The sequence below is a fragment of the Streptomyces similanensis genome (assembly GCF_039543625.1).
GTDB classification, from domain to species: domain Bacteria; phylum Actinomycetota; class Actinomycetes; order Streptomycetales; family Streptomycetaceae; genus Streptomyces; species Streptomyces similanensis.
Genome location: NZ_BAABKC010000095.1, coordinates 41,342 through 56,867, shown reverse-complemented (window position 1 = coordinate 56,867; position 15,526 = coordinate 41,342). Strand labels below are relative to the sequence as shown.

The 15,526-nt window shown below is 72.4% G+C and carries 12 protein-coding genes; 2 read left to right on the top strand and 10 right to left on the bottom strand.

Going from position 1 to position 15,526, the window contains the following annotated elements; genetic code table 11:
* Positions 1-22 precede the first annotated feature (22 nt).
* Positions 23-1,327, bottom strand: coding sequence for a M20/M25/M40 family metallo-hydrolase (locus tag ABEB07_RS29230; protein WP_176151150.1), 1,305 nt, complete (start codon positions 1,325-1,327; stop codon positions 23-25).
* Positions 1,320-2,153 carry a M55 family metallopeptidase gene (locus tag ABEB07_RS29225; protein ID WP_176151149.1) on the bottom strand — a complete coding sequence of 278 codons (834 nt, stop codon included), beginning with the start codon at positions 2,151-2,153 and terminating at the stop codon, positions 1,320-1,322. The genes ABEB07_RS29230 and ABEB07_RS29225 overlap by 8 nt, the downstream gene beginning before the upstream one ends.
* 230 nt (positions 2,154-2,383) lie before the next feature.
* Between ABEB07_RS29225 and ABEB07_RS29220 the strand changes: the two genes are divergently transcribed.
* A complete protein-coding gene (locus tag ABEB07_RS29220; protein WP_345671085.1) occupies positions 2,384-3,475 on the top strand; it encodes a C40 family peptidase in 1,092 nt (363 codons plus the stop codon).
* Here ABEB07_RS29220 and ABEB07_RS29215 read toward each other — a convergent pair.
* From ABEB07_RS29215 to ABEB07_RS29190, 6 genes are all read right to left on the bottom strand, one after another.
* A complete protein-coding gene (locus ABEB07_RS29215) occupies positions 3,472-4,341 on the bottom strand; it encodes a class II glutamine amidotransferase (protein WP_345671084.1) in 870 nt (289 codons plus the stop codon). The two genes, ABEB07_RS29220 and ABEB07_RS29215, sit on opposite strands and share 4 nt — an antisense overlap.
* Before the next feature lie 76 nt (positions 4,342-4,417).
* Positions 4,418-5,848: a glutamate decarboxylase gene (locus tag ABEB07_RS29210; protein WP_176151146.1), complete on the bottom strand. Its 1,431-nt coding sequence runs from the start codon at positions 5,846-5,848 to the stop codon at positions 4,418-4,420.
* Positions 5,849-5,964: 116 nt separating this feature from the next.
* The gene (locus ABEB07_RS29205) at positions 5,965-7,098 is read right to left on the bottom strand and encodes a glycosyltransferase (RefSeq protein ID WP_176151145.1); all 1,134 of its coding nucleotides are present in this window, start codon (positions 7,096-7,098) and stop codon (positions 5,965-5,967) included.
* Positions 7,095-9,989 (bottom strand): bifunctional glycosyltransferase/CDP-glycerol:glycerophosphate glycerophosphotransferase, encoded by a 2,895-nt coding sequence (locus ABEB07_RS29200; protein WP_345671083.1) that lies wholly within the window; start codon positions 9,987-9,989, stop codon positions 7,095-7,097. Before ABEB07_RS29200 ends, ABEB07_RS29205 begins: the two co-directional genes overlap by 4 nt.
* 199 nt (positions 9,990-10,188) lie before the next feature.
* Positions 10,189-12,741 carry an MFS transporter gene (locus tag ABEB07_RS29195; protein WP_345671082.1) on the bottom strand — a complete coding sequence of 851 codons (2,553 nt, stop codon included), beginning with the start codon at positions 12,739-12,741 and terminating at the stop codon, positions 10,189-10,191.
* A gap of 159 nt (positions 12,742-12,900) precedes the next feature.
* Positions 12,901-13,344 carry an SRPBCC family protein gene (locus ABEB07_RS29190; protein WP_176151142.1) on the bottom strand — a complete coding sequence of 148 codons (444 nt, stop codon included), beginning with the start codon at positions 13,342-13,344 and terminating at the stop codon, positions 12,901-12,903.
* A gap of 202 nt (positions 13,345-13,546) precedes the next feature.
* On the opposite strand from ABEB07_RS29190, the gene ABEB07_RS29185 reads away from it, so the two are divergent.
* Positions 13,547-14,626 carry an Rv2578c family radical SAM protein gene (locus tag ABEB07_RS29185; RefSeq protein WP_345671081.1) on the top strand — a complete coding sequence of 360 codons (1,080 nt, stop codon included), beginning with the start codon at positions 13,547-13,549 and terminating at the stop codon, positions 14,624-14,626.
* A gap of 219 nt (positions 14,627-14,845) precedes the next feature.
* Here ABEB07_RS29185 and ABEB07_RS29180 read toward each other — a convergent pair whose 3' ends face one another.
* Both ABEB07_RS29180 and ABEB07_RS29175 read right to left on the bottom strand, forming a co-directional pair.
* A complete protein-coding gene (locus tag ABEB07_RS29180) occupies positions 14,846-15,307 on the bottom strand; it encodes a DUF6415 family natural product biosynthesis protein (RefSeq protein ID WP_345671079.1) in 462 nt (153 codons plus the stop codon).
* A gap of 26 nt (positions 15,308-15,333) precedes the next feature.
* Positions 15,334-15,522, bottom strand: a complete 189-nt coding sequence (locus tag ABEB07_RS29175) for a hypothetical protein (protein ID WP_345671078.1) — start codon at positions 15,520-15,522, stop codon at positions 15,334-15,336.
* Positions 15,523-15,526: the final 4 nt, after the last annotated feature.

Below are 15,526 nucleotides of genomic sequence, written 5' to 3'. Positions count from 1 at the left end.
GGGGCCGGTCGTCGGCCCGGGTTCAGACGGCCCGCAGGAAGCGGTCGAGGACGCGGACGCCGAAGTGCAGCGCCTCCACCGGGACCCGCTCGTCCACGCCGTGGAACATGTGGTGGTAGTCGAAGCCCTCGGGCAGCTTCAGCGGCGAGAACCCGTAGCCGGTGATGCCGAGCCGGGAGAACTGCTTGGCGTCGGTGCCGCCCGCCATGCAGTAGGGCACCACGTGGCCCTCGGGCGCGAACTCCTCCACTGCGGCGCGCATCGCCGCGAACGTCGGCGAGTCGACCGGCGACTGGAGCGCCGTCTCGCGGTGCTGGAACTCCCAGTCGACGTCCGGGCCGGTCAGCCGGTCCAGGGTGGCGCGGAACTCCTCCTCGCCGCCGGGCAGGAACCGCCCGTCGATGTGGGCGACGGCCTCGCCCGGGATGACGTTGACCTTGTAACCGGCCTCGAACATGGTGGGGTTGGCGCTGTTGCGGACGGTGGCGGCCACCAGGTCGGCGGCCGGGCCGAGCTTGTCCAGCAGCGCGTCCGCGTTGTGCAGGTCAGGCTCCAGGCCGTAGAGCGCGGCGAGTTCGGTGAGCGCCGCGCGGACGGTCGGGGTGAGTCTGAGCGGCCACGTGTGGGCGCCGATCCGGGCGACGGCGGCCGCCAGCCGGGTCACCGCGTTGTCCGCGTTGACCCGGGAGCCGTGGCCGGCCCGGCCGCGCGCGGTCAGCCGGAGCCAGGCGGTGCCGCGCTCGCCGGCCGCGATCGGGTAGATCTGCCGGCCGCCGCCGTCGTGGAAGGTGAACGCGCCGGACTCGCTGATCCCCTCGGTGCAGCCCTCGAACAGCTCGGCGTGCCGGTCGGCGAGGAAGCCGGAGCCGTCCTCGGCGCTGGCCTCCTCGTCGGCGGTGAACGCGATCACCACGTCCCGGCGCGGGCGCACGCCCTGCCGGGCCCAGGAGCGGACCACGGCCAGGATCATCGCGTCCATGTTCTTCATGTCCACCGCGCCCCGCCCCCACACGACGCCGTCGCGCACCTCGCCGGAGAACGGGTGCACGCTCCAGTCCTCGGCGCGGGCGGGCACCACGTCGAGGTGGCCGTGGACGAGCAGCGCGGGCGCCGACGGGTCGGTGCCCTCGATCCGGGCGACGACGTTGGTGCGGCCCGGGGTGCGCTCCAGCATCAGGGGGTTCAGGCCCGCCCCGGCCAGTTGCCCGGCGGCGTACTCGGCGGCCGGGCGCTCCCGGCAGTCCCCGCCGCCCCGGTTGGAGGTGTCGAGGCGGATCAGGTCGGATGTGAACCGGACGACCTCGTCCAGTGCCAGTGCGTCAGCCATACTGTTCCTCCACGGCGGCCGAGGCGATCGTGGTGACCGCCTTGAAGGTACGGATCCCCTCGTACATGGTGGCGCTGGTGTAGGCCACCTTGCGCTCCCCGACGCGGGACACGCCGGGGACGACGGTGGCGGCCATCGCCAGGTGCTCGGCGTCGAACTCCACCGCCACGGTGAACGGGCCTGCGTCGGAGCGTTCCTGACGCACCGCCAGCTCGGTCGCCCGCCCGGCCGCGGCGCGGATGTCGGCGGCGGTGCGGGCCGGGGTGCGGCACACGGCCGCGTAACGCGACACATGGTCCTTGACGGCGACCTTCAGCGCCTCGGGCGCGTAGCCGAGCGCGTCCTCACAGGCCACGTCGTCCCCGGTGACGAGGACGACCGGCACCCCGTACTCGGCGGCCACGTGCGCGTTGAGCAGCCCCTCGCTGGCCCGTACGTCGTTCAGCCACACGCCGGTGATCTGGTTGGCGAGGTAGGTGTGCGCGAGGACGCCCTCCATGCCGGCGCCCGCGTGGTAGCCGACGAAGGCGACGCCGTCCACGTCGCCGTGCTGCACGCCCTCCACCATGGACAGCGACTTGTGCCGCCCGGTGAGCATCTCGGCCCGCTCGTCCAGTCGCTCCAGGAGCAGGTTGCGCATCGACCAGTGGGCCTCGTTGATCAGCACCTCGTCGGCGCCGCCGTCGAAGAAGCCCAGCACGGCCGCGTTGACGTCGGAGGTGAACATCGAACGGCAGCGCTCCCACTGCGGTGTCCCCGGCAGCACGTCCGCCGGCCAGGTGACACCCGTCGCGCCTTCCATGTCGGCGCTGATGAGGATCTTCATGGTGCCTCACGTTACGCGTCGGCCGCAGGAGTTCCTATGAGCCGGCGAAGGAGATCGGACGGCCCTCCGGGCCCCGGCGCGGTGTGCCGTTCGTGGTGAGTCGCGTGCAAGTAATGGAGGGCGTGGTGGGGTTTTGTGCTCCGAGGAATTGAATTCATCACGATCAGGTCACTAAGGTTTGGCTTCGAACTTCCGATCGGGTGCTCACCCAGAAGAAGGAGAACGCTTCCGTGGCGTCCCACCGTCGACCCAGACAGCCCAGCCGCGCACGGGTGACCGTGCTCACCGCGACAGCGGCGGCAGCCGTCGCGATCAGCGCGCAGGCGGCCAACGCGGCGCCGAGCGCGAAGCCGAGCAAGGACGAGGTCAAGTCCAAGGTCGACAAGCTCTACGAGCAGGCGGAGCAGGCCACCGAGAAGTACAACGGCGCCAAGGAGAAGCAGGAGAAGCTCCAGAAGGAGATCTCCACCATCCAGGACAACGTCGCCCGCGGCCAGCAGGACGTCAACAAGCTGCGCGACGGCCTGGGTTCGATGGCGGCCGGCCAGTACCGCACCGGCGGCATCGACCCCTCGCTCCAGCTCTTCCTCTCCGCCGACCCGGACGACTACCTGGACCGGGCGACCGCCCTCGACCGGGTCAGCGGCCAGCAGGCCGACGCGCTGCGGCAGATCCAGGACAAGCAGCGCGAACTCGCTCAGCAGCGCGCCGAGGCCACCGCCAAGCTCAAGGACCTCTCCGCCACCCGCACCGAACTGGGCAGCCAGAAGCAGGCGGTGCAGGGCAAGCTCGCCGCGGCGCAGAAGCTGCTCAACTCCCTCACCGCGCAGGAGAAGGCGGCCCTCGCCGCCGCCGACGGCACCCGCGCCACCCGCGGCACCGAGCGCCCCGGGATGAACGGCGGCACCGGCGGCACCGGAAGTGCCGGCGACACCGGTGAGAGCGGCCACACCCCGGTCACCGGCAGCGGCCGGGCCGGCGCCGCCTTCGCCGCCGCCCAGAGCAAGCTGGGCAGCCCGTACCAGTGGTCCCACGCCGGCCCGTCCACGTTCGACTGCTCGGGCCTGACCTCCTGGGCGTACGCGCAGGCCGACGTGTCGATACCGCGCACCTCCGAGGCGCAGGCCAACATCGGCACCCGGATCTACTCGCAGAGCCAGCTCCAGGTCGGCGACCTCGTCTTCTTCTTCAACGACATCCACCACGTCGGCCTCTACGCGGGCAACGGCCAGGTGCTGCACGCCCCGCGCAGCGGCACGGTCGTCCGCTACGAGTCGATGAGCACCATCGGCGGCCCGTTCATGTTCGGCGTCCGCGTCTAGGAGGGCCGCTGGGAGGCGGCCGCGTCGGGGCGCAGGTCGTCCAGGGTGAGCCGGTGTGCGGGCGGGTCGGGCAGCACGACCCGCCCGGTGGCCGCGGGGCCCGGGGCGACGTGCAGGAGTTCGCCCGCTTCCAGCAGCCGCCACATCGGGTTGTCGTCCATGCGTTCGCTGGCGACGACGACGGCGGGCTGCCCGGCCAGGCTCTCGGAGTGGACGCGCATCCGGCCGTGGCGGCCGCTGTGGTCCAGGTGCCGGTCGCCGTGCAGACCGCCCGCCCGGCGGTCCAGGACGTACAGCTCGTGGGTGTCGGGGTAGCGCAGCGCCCACAGGTCGTCCGGGGTGACGAGGACGAGGTTGAGGGCGTAGACGGGCAGGTTCGCGGCGATCCAGCCGGCGGCGGCCTCGATCCCGGCGCCGACGTCGCCGCCGCGCTCGCGGGTCTCCCGGGTGATCAGGGCGAAGAAGCGCTCGGAGTCGGTGTCGCCGCGCACCAGGCAGCGGTCCGCGCCGAGGTGGTCGTCGAGCCGGTCCAGGCCCTCGACGACCCCGTTGTGCGCGAACAGGCGCCCGTCCTGTTCGAAGGGGTGGGTGTTGCGCGGGTCGAGACCGCCGGTGGAGGCGTAGCGCACGTGGGCCACGAAGGTCGCCGACTCCACCTGCCGGGCCTCCTGGGCGAAGGCGCGGTCCTCGTACGCCGCGATCGGCGCCTTGTCGACGCGTGGCACGCCGTCCGCGGTGAACCGGCCCAGACCGGTGCCGTCCGGTTCCCGGTGGCTCTGGCGGCTGAGGCTGTCGGGGGCGTCCAGCAGCCAGAAGGTGGCGCGGGTGCGCCGCGGGGCACTGCTGAGGCCGAACAGGCGGCACATGGCGTCCTCCGGTGGTCGGTTCCGGCAGGCGCCGGATCGGGCCCCGGCCGGACGCGGCCGGGGCGGGTCCGGCCGGTCAGTCGCGGCCCGGGCGGAGCGGGTTCTTGGTCTCCGCGCCGTGCGCGAACCCGCCGGCGTCGTCGGCGTCGCGGTGCGGCTCGTGCTGCTTGTCCAGCCGGGGCAGCACCCGGCGCAGGTCGTCCAGCAGCAGGTCGGCCAGGTCGTGGCTGAACCCGTTGCGCACCACGATGCGCAGGACAGCCAGATCGGTGCGGTTCTTCGGGAAGGTGTACGCGGGCACCAGCCAGCCGCGTTCGCGCAGCGCGGCGGAGACGTCGAAGACGCTGAAGCGGTCGATGTCCTCGCGCACCCGGAACGCGAAGACCGGGATGTCACCGCCGTCGGTGAGCAGCTCGAACGGTCCGAGCCGGGCGATCTCGGCGGCCAGCCGGGTGGCCACGTCCCGGCAGGTGCGCTGCACGCGCCGGTAGCCGTCGAAGCCGAGCCGCAGGAAGTTGTAGTACTGGGCGACGACCTGGGCGCCCGGCCGGGAGAAGTTCAGGGCGAAGGTCGGCATGTCGCCCCCGAGGTAGTTGACGTGGAAGACCAGGCTGTCCGGGAGGGCGTCCCGGTCGCGCCACAGCGCCCAGCCCACGCCGGGCATGACCAGGCCGTACTTGTGGCCGGAGGTGTTGACGGACGCGACCCGCGGCAGCCGGAAGTCCCACTTGAGGTCCGGGTCGAGGAACGGCGCGATCATCCCGCCGGACGCCGCGTCCACGTGGATCGGGATGTCCAGGCCGGTGCGCCGGTGCAGGTCGTCCAGGGCGGCGGCGATGCCGGCGACCGGCTCGTAGCTGCCGTCGAAGGTGGAGCCGAGGACGGCGACGACGCCGATGGTGTTCTCGTCGCACAGCTCGACGGCGGTCTCGGGGGTGAGGTGGTAGCGGTCCCCCTCCATCGGCACATAGCGCGGCTCGACCTCGAAGTAGTCGGCGAACTTCTCCCAGCAGATCTGCACGTTGACGCCCATGACCAGGTTGGGCCGGTCGGTGGGCTTGCCCTCGGCGCGCCGCCGGTGCTGCCAGCGGCGTTTGAGGGCGAGGCCGCCGAGCATCGCCGCCTCGCTGGAGCCGGTCGTGGAGCAGCCGACGGCGTCGCGCGGGTCGGGGGCGTGCCACAGCCGGGCGAGCATGTGCACGCACCGGGTCTCGAGTTCCGCGGTCTGCGGGTACTCGTCCTTGTCGATCATGTTCTTCTCGGCGCACTCGTCCATCAGCCGCAGCGCCTCGGGCTCGGCCCAGGTGGAGACGAACGTCGCCAGGTTCTGCCGGGCGTTGCCGTCGAGCATCAGCTCGTCGTGCACCACCTGGTAGGCGGTGGCCGGCTCCATCTCGCCGTCCGGCATCGCGTACCGGGGCACCCGGAGGGGCTCCCGGCTGAAGACGGGGTTGACCGCCAGGTCACGGCTCTCGCCGTGGCCGCCGCGGGGGTGCCGCACCGTCATGCGCGCTCCTGAAGTACGTCGCCGGCCTCGCCGGCGGGCCTGGTGGGGATACCGCACCGCCGCGGGCGCGCCGCCGGCCGCCGGGCCGTGGCCCCCGCGGCCGGTGGCGCGCCCGGTCAGCGCTCCAGGAAGTCGAACAGCTCTTCCCAGCGGCGGGTGATGGTGTCCGGGTCGAAGCGGCGCACGCTGCGCAGGGCCTGCTCGCCCAGCTCGTCGCGCAGCCGCTCGTCGGACATCAACCGTACGAGATGGCGGGCGAGTTCGGTGGTGTTGCCGGGGCGGGCGAGCAGTCCGTCCGCCTCGTGGGAGACGATCTCGCGCACTCCCGGCGCGCAGTCGAAGGCCACGCACGGCACTCCGGTGGCCATCGCCTCCAGCAGCACCAGCGGGAAGCCCTCGCCGCGGGAGGACTGGACGAAGACGGAGGAGGCGCGCAGCGCCCCGGGCACGTCGTCGCTCTGCCCGGCGAAGTCCACCGAGTCCTCCAGGCCCAACTCCGCGCACTGCCGCCGCAGTGCGTCCTCGGCCTCGCCCTTGCCGTAGATCCGCAGGGTCCAGCCGGGCTGCTTGGCCACGGCCTGGGCCCAGGCGTCGAGCAGCAGGTCGACGCCCTTCTCGTGGGAGAGCCGGCCGACGCTCGCCACCACCTTGGCGGTGCGCGGCGAGGGCTCGCCGGGCGCGATGGGCAGCGGGTTGGGCATGAAGCCCATGTTGTTCAGGCCCTCGCCCACCCAGCGGTCGGCGTCCTCCTGGGTGAGGGCGAGCAGCCGGTCGACGTCCGCGAAGTACCGCTTCACGCGGGCGAAGCGGGAGGTCTTGCGGGAGGTGTCGAAGGACTCGTGGGTCATGCCGACGACGTGGTGCCCGGCGGTGTCCGCGAGCGCCACCCACTCCATCGCCCACACCTGCGGCACGACGATCATCGCGCCCGGCGCCGCGGCCCGGAACAGCCCGGTGAGCCGGGAGGCGGCGGCCCGCATGTGCGCCTCGTGGCGGCGCACGGCCGGGTCGAGGGAGCCCAGCGGGCGGCGCGCCCGGGGCCGGCTCGGCGGCCGGCGGGCGTAGAGCGTGACCGTCCGGAACGGGGGCGTCTCGCCCAGGTCCATCGGGTGGTTGGCCGGGGTGATGCCGACGACGGTGACCCGGTGGCCGCGGGCGGCCAGCAGGCCGGCGAGCTGGGTCTGCCAGCGGCCGACGCCGCCGAGTTCGTTGACCTCGTTGGCCACGAAGAAGATGTCGCGCTGGGTCATCGGGTCTCTCCCGCGGGACCGAAGAAGCGGTCCACGATCTGCGCCGCGGCGTCCCCGCGGTCGTACTCACCGTACTTGTCCACGAACTCCTTCAGCCGCGCCTCGTAGGTGGTGCGCAGGTTCTTCAGGTCGCCGAGTGCGGCGAAGAGTTCGTCCGGGGTGCGCGGGACGGGGCCCGGCGCCTCGGCGAGCAGGTCGAAGTAGGTGCCGCGGATGTCCTCGGCGTACTCCTCCCAGTCGTAGGCGTAGAAGACGATGGGCCGTTGCAGGAGCGCGTAGTCGAACATCACCGAGGAGTAGTCGGTGATCAGGGCGTCGGCGAGCAGCATCAGCGGGGTGATGTCCGGCTCGGCGCTGACGTCGATCACCCGCCCGGCCACCGACGGGGGCAGGGTGAGCCGGTTCAGGTAGTGCGCGCGGACCAGCAGCACGCAGTCGTCGCCGAACCGGGCGGCGAAGTCCTCGACGTCGAAGGGGAAGGCGAAGTCGCGCACCTTGCCGCCCGCCTGGGCGCGGAACGTGGGCGCGTACAGCAGCACCCGGCGGCCCGGCTCGATGCCGAGGCGCTCGGCGAGCCGCAGCGCCTCGGGGTGCTGCGTCCCCTTCTCCGGGTTCTCCTGGTTCTCCCGGGCCCGCACCAGCGCGTCGTTGCGCGGGTAGCCGGTGCGCAGCAGCTTGTGCTCGGGGATGCGGTAGGCGCGGGCGAGGGTGCGGACGTCGTGCTCGCCGCGGACCACGAAGTGGTCGAAGCGGTCCAGGGCCTGCTGGTAGGCAAGCTGCTCGACCTCGGACAGCATCCTGAGGCCGGGCTCGTCGAAGCCCATCCGCTTGAGCGCGGAGCCGTGCCAGGTCTGGATGTACGTGGTCTCCGGGCGCTTGGTCAGGCGCAGCGGGTAGCCCTGGTTGTCGATCCAGTACTCGGCCTGGGCGAGCGCCTTGAGGTAGCGCCAGGACCAGCGGCGCACCAGTTCCGCGTCCTCGGGGAAGCCCCGGGGGCGTTCGCCGGCGTAGGACCAGATCGGGGTGACGGGTGTGCCGCGGCGGCGCAGCTCCTCGTAGACGGCGCGGGGGCTGTCGCTGTACTGCTTGCCGAGGTGGCTCTCGAAGACGACCGTGCCCTTGCGGACGGGCAGCTTGGTCAGCATGCGCTCGTAGACCTGGAGCTTGCGGGTGCCGGAGTTCAGCTCCCGGCGCACGGCGCGCGCCTTGCGGTAGGCGCTCTTGGCGACGCGGGCGGGGCGGCCGTGCAGGTTGCGCTCGACGGCGGCGCGCCCGGTGCGGGCGAGCCGGCCCTGCTGGGTGAGCCGGAAGGCGAGGTGGCCCTTGGCGGACACCTGCGCCTCCAGGCGGTCGGCCATGAGCCGGGTGAGCCGCGGCCGCACGGGCACCGGCTCGGCGTCCTCCAGGTCGACGGCGCCGACGGTGAGCCTGCTGGTGGTGCGCTTGCCGTCGGCGGTGAGGTGCAGCCGTACGTCCCAGACGTCGTCGACGATGCCGAGCGGCCTGAGCAGCCGGGCCAGCGGGACCTCGGCGCGCCAGGTGATCGCCTCGCCCTCGTGGCGCGGGGCGGGCACCGGGAAGCGGAAGGTCTGGAGGCTGCGGCGGCGGGCCTTGAACTCCAGCTCGGCGGTGAGTTCGGCGTCCGCGGCCACGGTGTGCAGCGGGTTGACGATCCGGCCGGCGAGGGTGACGTCACCGCCGTGGACGGTGTACTCGGTGAGCCGGTTGCGCAGGAACATCTGGTTCAGCCGCTTGGCGTGGTAACCGAGGGGGGTGACGTCGAGGACGGCGCGCATCTCGGGGTCGTCGAGGTAGCGGTCGGTCCAGAAGACCCGGCCGTCGCGCTCGACCAGGGGTGTGGCGACCTTGCCGCGGTTGAGCAGCGCGTCGATGGCCGGCATCAGGTCGGTCCAGTCCTCGCGCAGCAGCAGCTGGGCGCAGATGGCGTGGATCTTGTCGAGCTCGGCGTAGGCCGCCTCCGGGAAGTCCTGGAGGTAGCCGCGGGCCAGCTCGGCGAAGCGGTGCCGGTAGTCGTCGTCGAGGAAGGGCAGTTCCCGCAGGTACAGCACGAGGTCGTGCTTGAGGAACTTGATGTCCTTGCGCAGCTTCAGCTCGTCCTGGCCCTGGCGGTCCAGGAGGGCGTCGATCCGGCGGTGGATCTCGACCCGGTGGGCGAAGTTGGCGATCTCGCCGCGCCGGTTGCTGATCGACTTGACGGCGGTCTTCTGGACGACGTTCCAGTGGTAGACCGTGTTGGGGATGAGGGTGATCCGCTCGGCGGCCAGATAGGCCTGGGCGGAGAAGAGCAGGTCCTCGTAGTGGATGCCGCGCGGGAAGGCGAGGTCGTTGTCGAGGAGGAAGCCGCGCCGGTAGCACTTGTTCGTGGACAGGGTGTCGAAGACGAACAGGTCCGGCAGCTCGGCGACGGAGTCCAGGGTGCGGGTGGTGCGGTACAGCCACGGGTACCAGAGGGTCCGCTTGCCGTGCCGGTTGTCGGTGTGGACCCGGACGCACAGACCGGAGACGAGGTCGGCGCCGGTGCGGTCGGCGGCGTCGACCATGTTGCGGCACGCGTTCTTCTCGAGGGTGTCGTCGCTGTCCAGGAACATCACGTACCGGCCGCGGGCGGCCTTGACGCCCTGGTTGCGGGGTTCTCCGCAGCCGCCGCTGTTCTCCGGCAGCCGGATCGCGCGGACCTTGCCGGGGTGGGCCGCGGCCAGCGCCTGGGCGACCTCGTGGGAGCCGTCCGTCGAGCAGTCGTCGGCGATGATCACCTCGACATTGCGCAGAGTTTGCTCAAGGACGGAACCTACGGCCGTCGGAAGTCTGTCTTGGTCGTTGTAGACGATGACGACAACACTGACGTCCGGATCGGGCGCGACGGTCGACACGGCCACCTCTCGTCTCTGTTCCGTTCGGGATGCGGCGGGGTGGACGTAACCCTACAGGCAGTAGGGGACGGGCCCTTCCCCCACCTCCCCCAAACTACGTCAATGCGACAATAAGCCACTGGCCGGACACGCATGGGCCCCCGTGAGGCCGCCGACTCGTCACCGTGCGCGTCCGGCCGGCGGCCCTCGCGGAGGCCGGTCAGTCCTCGTGTCCGAGCTGGAGGTCGCGTTCGGTGCGGCCGCCGCCGGCCACCTGGAGCACCGTGGCGACCGGCGGGTAGCCGGCCGCGATCACGGTGTACTCGCCGGAGGACAGGTCCACGAACCGGAACGTTCCGTCGGCGCCGGTGGTGAGGGTGTCGACGACGTTGCCGGCCGCGTCCAGCAGCGTCACCCGGGCCTCCTCGACCGGCCGGCCGCCGCTGGCCCGGACGGTGCCGCGCAGCACGGCGCCGCCCGCCAGCTCGACGTCCTGGCGGGTCTCGCGCGAGGCCTGGACGCTGACCGGCAGCGCCGCCGGGCGGAAGGCGGGCGCGCTGGCCGCGAGGGTGTACTCGCCGGCGACCAGCTCGGTGATGACGTAGCCGCCCTCGCGCCCGCTGCGGGTGCTGGCGACGACCTCGCCGTGCACGTTGGTGAGGGTGACCGTGGCGTCGCGCACCGGGGTGCCGTCGGCCGTGCACACGGCGCCGGCGAGCCGTCCGGCGCCGCCGAGGACGACGTCGAGCTCGACGGGCCGCTCGCCCACGGTCACGGAGACCGCCTGCGGCTGGTGTCCGCCGGCCGCGGCGATCAGGACGTAGGAGCCGGTGCCCGGCGTGGACAGCGCGTACCGCCCGTCCTCGCCGCTGGCGCCCCGGCCGATCTGCTGTCCGGCGATGTCGATCAGGGTGAGGGCCGCGCGCGGTACGACGGTGCCGTCGGCGTGCTGCACCGTGCCGCACACGGGGACACCGGCCGGGTACGGCGCCCGGGCCTGCGGCACGGCGGAGGGCGCCGGCGCGGGGTGCGGCGCGGCGGAGTGCGAGTGCGGGGCGGCGGCGTACGGCGGGGCGGTGTCGGGCTCGAAGGCGGCGGGGGCGGGGGTGTTGTGGGACACCAGGGGTTTCTCCTTGAGGAAGAAGGCGATGACCGTGCCGAGGACGAGCACCGGCACGAGGTAGAGGAAGATCCGCGGCATGGCGTCGGCGTACGCCTGGATGTAGGCGTCGCGCAGGGCCGCCGGGAGGGCGCGCACCGCCTGCGGGGTGATCGACTCGGCGTCGGGCGGGGCGCCGCCCGCGCGGGCGGGGACGCGCTCGCGCAGGGCGTCGGTGAGCCGCCCGGCGAAGAGGGTGCCGAAGACGGCGGCGCCGACGCTGCCGCCGATCTGCCGGAAGTAGTTGTTGGCGCTGGTCGCGGTGCCGAGGTCGGCGGGGCGCACCGAGTTCTGCACGGCGAGCACCAGGACCGGCATCACCAGACCGATGCCGGCGCCGAGCACGGCCATCCAGAGGCTGTAGTGCAGCCGGGGCGTGTCGGTCTCCAGCCGGGACAGCAGCCACATGCCGACGGCGGAGAGGGCGCCGCCGAGGAGCGGGTAGAGCCGGTAGCGGCCGGTGTGGCTGATGAGCTGTCCGGAGACGATGGAGGCGCCGACGATGCCGCCCATCATGGGCAGCATGAGCAGGCCGGACTCGGTGGCCGAGGCGCCGTCGACCATCTGGAGGAAGGTCGGCAGGTAGCTGGCCGCGCCGAACAGGGCGACGCCGATGACCAGGCCGACCAGGGCGCTGACGTTGAAGACGGAGTCCCGGAACAGCCGCAGCGGGATGAGGGGTTCGGCGGCGAAGCGCTCGGCGACGACGAAGAGGACGGCGGCCGCGACGGCCCCGGCACCGAGGCCCCAGATGACGCGCGAGTTCCAGGCGTACTCGGTGCCGCCCCAGCTGGTCAGCAGCACCAGGCAGGTGGAGGCGGCGGCGAGCAGCAGTGCGCCGAGGACGTCGAAGCGCCCCCGGGTGACGGGCTTGGGCAGTTTCAGCACGGCGGTGACGACGGCCAGGGTGACCAGGCCGAAGGGCACGTTGACGTAGAAGCACCAGCGCCAGGAGAGGTGGTCGGTGAAGTAGCCGCCGAGCAGCGGGCCGGCCACGGAGGCGAGGCCGAAGGCGGCGCCGATCAGGCCCATGAAGCGGCCGCGCTGCCGGGGCGGCACGATGTCGGCGATGATGGCCTGGACGCCGATCATGAGCCCGCCCGCGCCGACGCCCTGCACCGCGCGGAAGGCGATCATCTGGTCCATGGTCCGCGCCCGGCCGGCGAGGGCGGAGCCGACCACGAAGACCAGGATGGCGAACTGGAACACGCCCTTGCGGCCGATGAGGTCACCGAGCTTGCCGTAGACGGGCAGTCCGACGGTGGAGGTGAGCAGATAGGCGGTGATGGCCCAGGACATCCGGTCCAGGCCGTGCAGCTCGCCGACCACCTTGGGCAGGGCGGTGGCGACGATCATCTGGTCCAGCGCGGCGAGCAGCAGCGCGAGCATCAGCCCGAGGAAGACCAGGCGCACCCGGCGGGGGCTGAGGGCCGGGGCGGCGTCCGGCGGTGCGGTCGCGCGGGGCCCGTGGGGCGCTTCGCGGGTGTCCGGTGGCGCCGCGTGAGTGTCCGGTGCCACGTGGGTGTCCGGTGCCACGTGGGTGTCCGGTGGCGTGACGCGGGGGTCCGGGGGCGGCGCCGCCGGTTCGTCCTGCGCCAGAGTGATCCCGCCCACGTACCTCTCCCTCGTCGTACCTGCCGCGCAATTTCCGCGCGTGAAGCGACAACTACGGGCAGGTGCGACGAGTTACGGCATATCTCCGGACAACGGTGAGATCACCCGAACCGGTGACGGCCCAACAGAGGCTTTTTCAGGGCGAGTTGAGGTGCGGGACTACTTCTCGACCTCGGCGGCGAGCTTGGCGAGCAGGGCGTCGTAGATCCGGCCGAGACCCTTGGGGGCGAACGTCTTCTCGAAGAAGCCGCCGATGCCGCCGGCGCCCTGCCAGGTGGTGGTGACGACCACGCGGGACCTGCCCTCGCCGGCCGGGGTGACCCGCCAGGCGGTGACCATGGAGGAGTTGCGGTCCTTCTCCACCAGCTCGCCGTCGGTGGGCTCGGTCACCTCCAGCAGGCAGTCGCGGATCCGCTTGCTGGTGGCCTGGAGCTTCCAGTGGACGAGGGTGCCCTCGCCGTCGCCGCCCTCGCGCACCTCGTACTCGCTGAAGTGCTCGGGCAGCAGCCTCTCGCGGGTGCCGCTGTAGTCGGCGAGGGCGTCGAACACCTTCTCCGCGTCCGCCGCGACGACCCGCTCCGTAGTGGCCTCGACCTGCGCCATGGGGTTCCTCCAGGACATCCGTTCTCACAGTTGGGGCAAGCCAACCACCCCGTCGCCCGGGCGCCCAAATCGGGGTGCGGCAAGTGATCGCGCGGGTCCGCGGGCCGGTCGCGAACGACGTCCGAACGGCGCCCGAACGGTCGTCCGCACGATCAAGGGAACATATGTTCTATTCTGAGGCCAGTGCTACCGAGGAGGCGTCATGCGCTGGGACAACCTCACAGCGAACCCCACGGACTCCGAACGTCCCGCCGACCACGCGGGCGGCGCGGGGGCGGCGGAGAGCCGGCGCGGGCCGGCCGGGGCCGCCGCGCTGTTCGGCGCGGACGCGGTGACCACCCGCACCTTCGACACACCCGAGTTCCGCGGGATCACCTTCCACGAGATCCGGGCCCGTTCGATCATCAACCGGGTGCCGGGTGCCTCCCGCATGCCGTTCGAGTGGACGGTCAACCCGTACCGCGGCTGCGCGCACGCCTGCGTCTACTGCTTCGCCCGCAAGACGCACAGCTATCTGGACCTGGACACCGGTCTCGGCTTCGACAGCCAGATCGTGGTGAAGGTGAACGCGCCGGAGCTGCTGCGCCGCCAGCTGGCCTCCCGCCGCTGGCAGGGCGAGCACATCGCGATGGGCACCAACGTCGACTGCTACCAGCGCGCCGAGGGCCGCTATCGCCTGATGCCGGGCATCCTGTCCGCGCTGCGCGACCACGCGAACCCGTTCTCGATCTTGACCAAGGGCACGCTGATCCTGCGCGACCTGGACCTGCTCGTCCGGGCGGCCGAGGTCACCGACGTCGGCGTCTCCGTCTCGGTCGGCTTCACCGACGCCGAACTGTGGCGCACCGTCGAGCCCGGCACCCCGGCCCCGGAACGCCGCTTGGACGTCGTGCGCGTCCTGGGCGAACACGGCATCGGCTGCGGGGTGCTGATGGCGCCGGTGATCCCCTTCCTGAGCGACCATCCCGACCAGCTGCGCGCGACGGTACGGGCGATCGCGGCGGCCGGCGCCACCTCCGTCACCCCGCTGACGCTGCACCTGCGCCCCGGCGCCCGCGAGTGGTTCATGGCCTGGCTCACCCGCCACCACCCGCACCTGGTGCGCCGCTACGAGCGCCTCTACGCCGACGGCGCCTACGCCCCCAAGTGGTACCAGCGCCGCATCACCCGCCAGGTCCACGACCTGGCCCAGGAGTACGGAATCGGCCCCACCCACCGCCGCATCCCGGTGGCCCCGTCCGCACCCGTCTCCGCCGAGCCAGTGCAGCTCTCGCTGATCTAGTTGTTCTGTCTCGGGAGGTTGTGGACGGGGTGAGCCAGGTTTCGACTGAGGGGGCTTGAACGGGTGAGGGCCTTCCGGTTCGGTGTGGATTGCGACGTCTACACCGGCAGAAAGGCCCTCATGCCCCACGCGGCGCCTCCGGAAGGACAGGCGTAGGGATGCGGCCCGTCGCGAAGCGGCCGCCTTGGGCCCCGTGAAGGCGGGGCGGGCGAGGGGCCCTCAGACCTGTCGGTCTCGGGCGGCGCAGAGGAGGTGGACTCGGCCGGGCCGACTGCCCTCGGCGAGGACTCGGCCGCCTTGGAACGGCTCCCAGTCCTCGCCGGGCTGGATGGGCTTGTCGCACAGCAGGCACGTCCGAAGGCCGGTCAGGGCGTCGTGGTGGTCACATGCGGCGAGGACCGACTCGGCGATCTTCTTCACTCGCTCGAACTCGCCCCGCAGTCCCGGAGCCTCAGGCTCGGCGAGCCGTCGGCGGGCCTCCGCGAGCGCGGCCAGGGCCACTCTCGCGGGCACCTCGTCGGCCGCCATGGCGCCGGCGAGATCCTCGACTCGCGGGATCAGCCCTTCGAGGGTCCTGCGAAAGCCGTCCTCGAAGGCCCTCATGGTGCCGTGGCGCGGGAGGGCCTTCTGGTCCAGGAACCAGCCCGCGGCGGCGCGCACCGTCACAGAGGCGAGCGCCACGCCTTCAGGCTTCGCGTCGACGCCGTTCACTCGACGGACTCCGGCTGCGCCTCGCGCGTCTGCGGCTCCGCCGCACGGTGGAGCGGGCAGGCGCAGGGCGGGCTCACGAAGCTCATCGGGGTGGGCTCGGGCTGGTGACTGTGGGGTACGGTCACGACGGCGCGCGGCTCGGTGCGCGTGCCGTCGCCGCGCACCGTATACACGCGGATGGTCATCGGT

Bases quoted from the DNA above. Each gene is read 5' to 3' on its own strand.
- ABEB07_RS29230 (WP_176151150.1), bottom strand. From the start codon at position 1,327: ATGGCTGACGCACTGGCACTGGACGAGGTCGTCCGGTTCACATCCGAC.
- ABEB07_RS29225 (WP_176151149.1), bottom strand. From the start codon at position 2,153: ATGAAGATCCTCATCAGCGCCGACATGGAAGGCGCGACGGGTGTCACC.
- ABEB07_RS29215 (WP_345671084.1), bottom strand. From the start codon at position 4,341: ATGTGCCGCCTGTTCGGCCTCAGCAGTGCCCCGCGGCGCACCCGCGCC.
- ABEB07_RS29210 (WP_176151146.1), bottom strand. From the start codon at position 5,848: ATGACGGTGCGGCACCCCCGCGGCGGCCACGGCGAGAGCCGTGACCTG.
- ABEB07_RS29205 (WP_176151145.1), bottom strand. From the start codon at position 7,098: ATGACCCAGCGCGACATCTTCTTCGTGGCCAACGAGGTCAACGAACTC.
- ABEB07_RS29190 (WP_176151142.1), bottom strand. From the start codon at position 13,344: ATGGCGCAGGTCGAGGCCACTACGGAGCGGGTCGTCGCGGCGGACGCG.
- ABEB07_RS29185 (WP_345671081.1), top strand. From the start codon at position 13,547: ATGCGCTGGGACAACCTCACAGCGAACCCCACGGACTCCGAACGTCCC.
- ABEB07_RS29175 (WP_345671078.1), bottom strand. From the start codon at position 15,522: ATGACCATCCGCGTGTATACGGTGCGCGGCGACGGCACGCGCACCGAG.